Annotated in this window: 1 protein-coding gene; it reads right to left on the minus strand. The window is 57.5% G+C overall.

The annotated features are described in order from the left end of the window. Positions 1–69: 69 nt before the first annotated feature. A partial coding sequence (locus tag EOA79_RS33090) for a hypothetical protein (RefSeq protein WP_164747216.1) occupies positions 70–426 on the minus strand: 357 nt, incomplete at its 5' end.

A 426-nucleotide genomic window follows, 5' to 3' on the forward strand; every position in this document is an offset into this window, starting at 1 on the left:
ATCTCTATAGCAACGTCAAGGAGAAGCGCGAGGTGTTGCAGATGTGGTCAAATCACATCGAATGGCTGATCAAGCAGGCTGCGGATGACGCTCTGGCGGCGTAGCTGCTGGCATGGGCGGAAGATGCGGCGCAACAATCGTCAGAGCCTCATCGAATTGGAGATCATGCTTGACCAGCAAATGCGCGGCCAATGCTTCGATGGCTGACCAGTGATCGAGTACTAGCCGGGCCGTGCGATCTTCGATCCGCCTCCAACGGGGGCGGCGCGGCATCAGGAACCGCAACTCACCATAGATTCGCTTGGCATCCGCGTAGTCGCTGCTCCCCTCATTCCCATCGGACGCATTCATCGCCATATCGCGCGGGTCCAGATAGCCTTCGAATGCGGATTCTGCAAAAGGACCTGCCAGACACGCAACTATCTC

The sequence above is a fragment of the Mesorhizobium sp. M1A.F.Ca.IN.020.03.2.1 genome, from assembly GCF_004023205.1.
Lineage (GTDB): Bacteria > Pseudomonadota > Alphaproteobacteria > Rhizobiales > Rhizobiaceae > Mesorhizobium.